Source organism: Streptomyces sp. 13-12-16 (assembly GCF_002114215.1).
Taxonomy (GTDB): domain Bacteria; phylum Actinomycetota; class Actinomycetes; order Streptomycetales; family Streptomycetaceae; genus Streptomyces.
In genome coordinates, this window is the sequence record NZ_NCTE01000263.1 from 1 (window position 1) to 5,557 (window position 5,557).

Here is a 5,557-nt window from a genome sequence, read left to right on the forward strand (position 1 = left end):
TCCAGGCCCCGGCGGCACCGCCCGCCGCGCCCGCCGCGCCCCCGACCGCTCCCGCCGCCGACCTGACCAAGCCCGAGGACGCCCGATGAGCACGCCCCCGCCCCCGATGCCGCAGGCCGCCGCCGCACCCGATTGGCAGGCGGCGCCCGGCTCCCCGTATCCCGGCTACACCTCGCCGATCCCCGTGGTCCGTACGCACCTCGGGCACGCGCTCGCCTCCGAGTGGACGAAGATCAAGTCCGTGCGCTCCACGATGTGGACGCTGGGCGTGTTCGTGCTGCTCGTGGTCGGCATCGGCCTGCTGACCGGCCTGGTGGTCTCCGGCGCCGACCCCGACATGGGCGGCGAGAGCCCGCTGGCCCTCGGCTTCTTCGGGCTGCTGCTCGGCGGCATGTGCATCATCACGCTGGGTGTGCTGACCACGGCGTCGGAGTACGGCACCGGCATGATCCGCACCACGATGGTCGCCTGCCCCTCGCGCGGGCGGGTGCTCGCGGCGAAGGCCCTGGTGTTCTTCCTGATCGCCTTCGTGGTGACCCTGGTGTGCGCGACGCTGGTCGGCTTCCTGCACGTGGCGCTGCTGGGGGACCACAACGCCAAGGACCCCTCCGGCGAGGAGTGGCTGAAGGGCACGGTCGGCGTCTCGCTCTACGTGGCGCTGCTCGGCACGCTGTCGCTGGCGATCGGGTCGATCATCCGGCACTCCGCGGGCGCCATCACCATCATGATCGGTGCCGTGCTCGCCCCGCTGGTGATCGCGCTGTTCATGTTCTCGTCCTCGCTGGAGGACGTGCAGCAGGCACTGTTCGAGTACTCCATCCCGAACCAGATGAGCATCTTCTACGCCAACTCGCTGAGCGAGTCCGGCCCGTCGGGCTGGGACCCGCTGTGGATCATGCTGATCGCCACCGGCGCCGCACTCGGCGGCGCCTTCGCCCTGCTGCAGAAGCGGGACGTGTAACGGCGTTCAGAACTTCGGCGCGTCACGGGACCGCCGCACCCGCGTGGTGCGGCGGTCCCTCGCGTTCCAGCACGCCTTGTGCCAGTGGCGGCGGTCGTCGACGCCCGCGTGCTCGGGCCAGGCCACCACGTGCGGCACCCCGTCCGGGATCAACTGGTCGCAGCCGGGGCACCGGTAGGCCTTCCCCTGGGCGCTGGCGCCGGCCACGTGCCGCACGCTCCACTCCTCGCCCTGCCAGCTCTCCGTGGACTGCCAGCCGCCGTAGCGGCCGGAGCGGTCGTCCTCGGCGCTCCGGCCGGACGAACCGGCTCCCTTGGGTCGGTTGCGACGCGGGGACACAGAACACCTCACGGGGCTATACAGGATGCTGGGGCCGCGACCAGCCTACGCGGCGCGCGCGGGGGTACGCGTACGGAACCAATCGCCACAAGTCCCCTCCGTGGTCATGCGGCACCCCCTCCTGAGCGGCCGATTCTGCAGACAATCCGCAAAATCCCCCGCCCGGCCGTGTCCTCGGCACGTGTCGGGCGGTTATGCCCTGCGGGGGAGCTCCGCGTCGGAGCCAAGGAAGCAGGAAAGCAATGCGCGTTGGAAGTTTCGTGTTGGCCGCCCAGTTCCCCGGGCAGGGTGAGGGAGAGGCGCTGCACCGCGCGGTCCGCTCGGCCGAGGTCGCCGAGGAGGCGGGCCTCGACACGGTCTGGCTGGCCGAGCACCACTTCGTGCCCTACGGCACCTGCCCGTCGGCCGTCACCCTGGCCGCGTTACTGCTCGGCCGCACCCGCCGGCTGCGGGTCGGCACGGCGGTCAGCGTGCTGCCCACCGTCCACCCCGTCGCCCTCGGCGAACAGGCCGCGCTGCTGCACATCACGAGCGGCGGCCGGTTCTCGCTGGGCCTCGGGCGCGGCGGGCCGTGGATCGACCTGGAGGTGTTCGGGGCCGGCCTGGAGGCGTACGAGAAGGGGTTCCCGGAATCACTCGATCTGCTGGTGCGCTGGCTGCGCGAACCGTCCGTCGGGGCCGACGGCGAGCGGTTCCGCTTCCGCGAGGTGCCCGTCGTGCCGCGCCCGTCGGAGTCCCTGGACGAGGCGGAGGGCCCGGAGGTCGTGGTCGCCTGCACCTCCCCGGCGAGCGTGCGGCTGGCCGCCGAGCGCGGGCTGCCGATGCTGCTCGGCATGCACATCGGGGACGAGGAGAAGGCCGAGATGGTCGCCCTGTGGCGCAACCACGCCCGCGCCTGCGGGCGGCCGGCCCGGGAGATCCACCGCGCGGCCCATGTCTCGGCCGGCGTCTGCCAGATCGCGGACCGGCGCGCGGACGCGGCGGAGACCTTGATGAAGGCGATGCCCGGCTGGCTGAAACAGGGTCTTGAGGCCCATGTCACGGTGGACGGGAGGCAGCGGCGGATGCGCGACCCGCTGGCGTACACCGAACTCCTCTGCGGACTGCACCCGGTGGGCACCCCGCGGCTGTGCGCCGACCGGCTCGCCGCGACCAGCGAGCGGACCGGCATCTCCCGCTTCGCCCTGCTCGTCGAGGGCTCCGGCGACCTGGCGGCGACCGAGGAGAACGTACGGCGGCTCGGAGCCGAGGTACTGCCCCTGCTCGGCTGAGCGAGCGGGGATCACACAGGCTTGCCGCCCCGGTACAACTGCACCTCCCGCGTACGGAGCGGCAAGCGAACGGTGGAGCGCGTCAGCAGTCGCGCAGTTCCGGCGACTGGTTCAGTATCTGAGCGCGCACCGAGGTGAAACGGGCGTGCCTCTCGTCGACCGAGGGGTCGAGCGGGAACACCGCCACCCGGTGGCAGTTCTGGAAGGCCAGTCGTACACCGAAGTGCCGTTGCAGCGCGCCGCGTATCGCGTCACTCGCGAGTGCACGCAGCAGCTGACCGCGTGCCTGCTCGTCCGGCGGGGGCGTCTGGTTGTCGGCGAAGGCTCCGCCGTCCACCTTCAGCTGTGCCACCAGGGAGCTGATCATCTCCCACGCGAAGGGCAGGGAGGTCCGGACGCAGTCGACGAATTCAGCTTCGTCGACCTCGCCTCGCTCGGCCTGTTCGAGTAGGGCCGGTGAGACGTCGAGCGACATGGGTTCTCCTCTCGCACCCCCAACGAACAGGGGTTGCCTGACAGATAAGGGAGTGCGCGGTATCGGACACGCTGCGTACACAGTTCGCGACCTCCCGTTCAATACCGTAAGCAACGGACGGTGACGGCACCAGGCGAATGCCCGGATGCGGAACTTCCTGTGGGCCGGTAATCGGCCACCGCCGAAACAAGCGTTTTCCCGGAGATTCAGGACGCGCCCGGTGGGCCCCGAGGGTCGCGTGCGACCACGAATCGCGTCGACCCCGGCCGGTCGAGTAGCGTTGCCGACCATGCGTCTCGTCATTGCCCGCTGCTCCGTGGACTACGCCGGGCGGCTCACCGCGCACCTGCCGTCGGCACCCCGTCTCATCCTGGTCAAGGCGGACGGCAGCGTCTCGATCCACGCCGACGACCGGGCCTACAAGCCCCTGAACTGGATGTCGCCGCCCTGCACCCTGAAGGAGGGCACCGGCGAGGAGGAGGGCGTCTGGACCGTCGTCAACAAGGCGGGCGAGAAGCTCATCATCACGATGGAGGAGATCCTCCACGACTCCTCGCACGAACTGGGCGTCGATCCCGGCCTGATCAAGGACGGCGTGGAAGCGCACCTCCAGGAACTGCTCGCCGACCGCATCGAGATCCTCGGCGAGGGCTACACCCTCATCCGCCGCGAGTACATGACGGCGATCGGCCCCGTCGACATCCTGTGCCGGGACGCCGAGGGGCGGACCGTCGCGGTGGAGATCAAGCGGCGCGGCGAGATCGACGGCGTGGAGCAGCTCACGCGCTACCTGGAGCTGCTGAACCGCGATCCCCATCTCGCCCCGGTGCGGGGCGTCTTCGCCGCGCAGGAGATCAAGCCGCAGGCCCGGGTCCTCGCGACCGACCGGGGCATCGGCTGCCAGGTCCTCGACTACGACGCGATGCGCGGCATCGAGGACGACAAGCTGCGGCTGTTCTGAGCCGCGCCGGTACGGACCGGGGGCCGGGTTCCGCAAGGGACCCGGCCCTCCTGTGTGTCCTGCGGGTCAGATCACCTGTCCCGGGTCCCCGGGCGCGTCCGTGTCGCCGCCCTGCGGGGCGCTCGCGCTCGTCTCCACGGGAGAGGACGAGGCGGAGTCGCTCGCGGAGTTGCTGTTGGACGGCGGCGGGGTCACGGGGTCGGTGGTCGGGTCCGTGGTCCCGGGGCCCGTCGGCTCCTCGGTCGGCTCCGTCTCGGTCGGCTCCGGATCCGGGTCCGGGGACGTGGGCGGCTTGGACGACGTGGGCGGCTTGGACGACGGCTTCGAAGGCGACGTGGACGGCGCCCCGGTCGGGTCGTCCGGCTTCGCCGTCCCGCTCGGGCTGCCCGACGGCTCCGCCGACGAACTGGCCGTCGGCGTCGGGTCGTCGGACGTGCCCGGGGTGCCGTCCGGGCCCGGATCGGTCGGCCGGCTGGTGGCCTCACCGGTGTCGCCCTCGCCCCCGGTCGCCGGATCGGCGCCGAGGCTGCCGTCGTCGACGCCCTGGCTGGCGGAGGGGTTGACGCCGACGTTCTCGGAGGGGGTGCCGGCGTCGTTCTCCGACGTGGCGCCCAGGGTGACCACCGTGCCCAGCACGGCGACGAGCAGCGCGCCCGCGCCGGCCGCCACCAGGTTGCGCCTGGCCAGCCCCTTGAGGCCGCCGCCCGGCTTGGCCGGCGGCGTGGACGTCGTGGACGGCGACGGCACCGTGCGGTGGACGACCAGACCGGTGTCGGAGGGCAGCTGGAGGTCCGGGAAGGCCGTCGGCACCCCGCGGGGCGGCGGGGCCGACTCCTCGTAGCGGGCCTCGGGCACCTCCTCCCCCGCGGTCGGCATGAGCGCGAGCGGGGTTCCGGAGCGGTCCGCGACGAGGGCCAGCGCCCTGCGCCCGGCGACGGTGCCGCGCTTGTCGGAGAGGGCTCCGCGCAGCCCGATGGACGCCTCCAGTTCGGCGCGCGCCCGGTCGAGCTGTCCGGCGCACAGCGCGTGGATGCCGAGTTCGTGGTGGAAGTAGGCCTGCTCCGCCACGTCCCCCGAGAGCCGGGCGGCCTCCGCGCCGGCCCGCAGCGCCTTCTCCCAGGCGCTCCAGTGCAGGCCCGAGGCGAACGCGGGCGCGGCGGTACGGGCGAGCTGTACGGCCGTGCTCTGCTCGCCCTCGGTGACGGCCGTGGTGAGCGGCGACAGCAGGGTGAGCGCGGTGAGCACCGCGTCGGCCTCGGCGCACACCCGTTCCGGGGTGACCGAGGGGTGCCCGGTCCACCAGGCGTAGTGCCGGGCGGCCTCACGGGCCCGGTCCTCGGCCTCGTCGGCGTATCCGGCGGCCTCCAGCTGGGCCGGCACCCCGGCGGCGAGCCGGTAGCGGGAGCCGACCGCGGAGACCAGTCCGCAGGCGGCCAGCTCGCCGAGCGCGGCGTCGGCGTGGGTGTCGCCCACCAGGGCGGGCAGATGCGCCTGGTGGGGCACCTCGCCGCCGAGCGCGACGGCGAACCGCAGGGTGGCGCGGGCGGAGG

At 72.7% G+C, this 5,557-nt stretch carries 5 protein-coding genes and 1 pseudogene; 3 read left to right on the forward strand and 3 right to left on the reverse strand.

The genetic code is table 11. The annotated features are described in order from the left end of the window. Positions 1-85: 85 nt before the first annotated feature. Entirely contained in the window at positions 86-961 is an 876-nt protein-coding gene (locus tag B7767_RS11830) for an ABC transporter permease subunit (RefSeq protein ID WP_085572164.1), read from the forward strand. A 6-nt stretch (positions 962-967) separates the two neighbouring features. Here B7767_RS11830 and B7767_RS11835 read toward each other — a convergent pair whose 3' ends face one another. Continuing rightward, entirely contained in the window at positions 968-1,300 is a 333-nt protein-coding gene (locus B7767_RS11835; protein WP_085572165.1) for an ATP/GTP-binding protein, read from the reverse strand. 242 nt (positions 1,301-1,542) lie between these two features. On the opposite strand from B7767_RS11835, the gene B7767_RS11840 reads away from it, so the two are divergent. After that, entirely contained in the window at positions 1,543-2,571 is a 1,029-nt protein-coding gene (locus B7767_RS11840; protein WP_085572166.1) for an LLM class flavin-dependent oxidoreductase, read from the forward strand. A gap of 82 nt (positions 2,572-2,653) precedes the next feature. Here the strand turns inward: B7767_RS11840 and B7767_RS11845 are convergent, their stop codons facing one another. Further along, positions 2,654-3,046: an SCO5389 family protein gene (locus B7767_RS11845; protein ID WP_073932514.1), complete on the reverse strand. Its 393-nt coding sequence runs from the start codon at positions 3,044-3,046 to the stop codon at positions 2,654-2,656. Positions 3,047-3,335: 289 nt separating this feature from the next. Between B7767_RS11845 and nucS the strand changes: the two genes are divergently transcribed. Beyond that, entirely contained in the window at positions 3,336-4,007 is a 672-nt protein-coding gene (gene nucS / locus B7767_RS11850) for an endonuclease NucS (RefSeq protein WP_085572167.1), read from the forward strand. A 66-nt stretch (positions 4,008-4,073) separates the two neighbouring features. Here nucS and B7767_RS11855 read toward each other — a convergent pair. Then, a pseudogene (locus B7767_RS11855) lies at positions 4,074-5,557 on the reverse strand (ATP-binding protein); the annotation flags it as partial.

Excerpts from the sequence above, each read along its gene's own strand:
- B7767_RS11830 (WP_085572164.1), top strand. The coding sequence starts at position 86 with ATGAGCACGCCCCCGCCCCCGATGCCGCAGGCCGCCGCCGCACCCGAT.
- B7767_RS11840 (WP_085572166.1), top strand. The coding sequence starts at position 1,543 with ATGCGCGTTGGAAGTTTCGTGTTGGCCGCCCAGTTCCCCGGGCAGGGT.
- B7767_RS11845 (WP_073932514.1), bottom strand. The coding sequence starts at position 3,046 with ATGTCGCTCGACGTCTCACCGGCCCTACTCGAACAGGCCGAGCGAGGC.
- nucS (WP_085572167.1), top strand. The coding sequence starts at position 3,336 with ATGCGTCTCGTCATTGCCCGCTGCTCCGTGGACTACGCCGGGCGGCTC.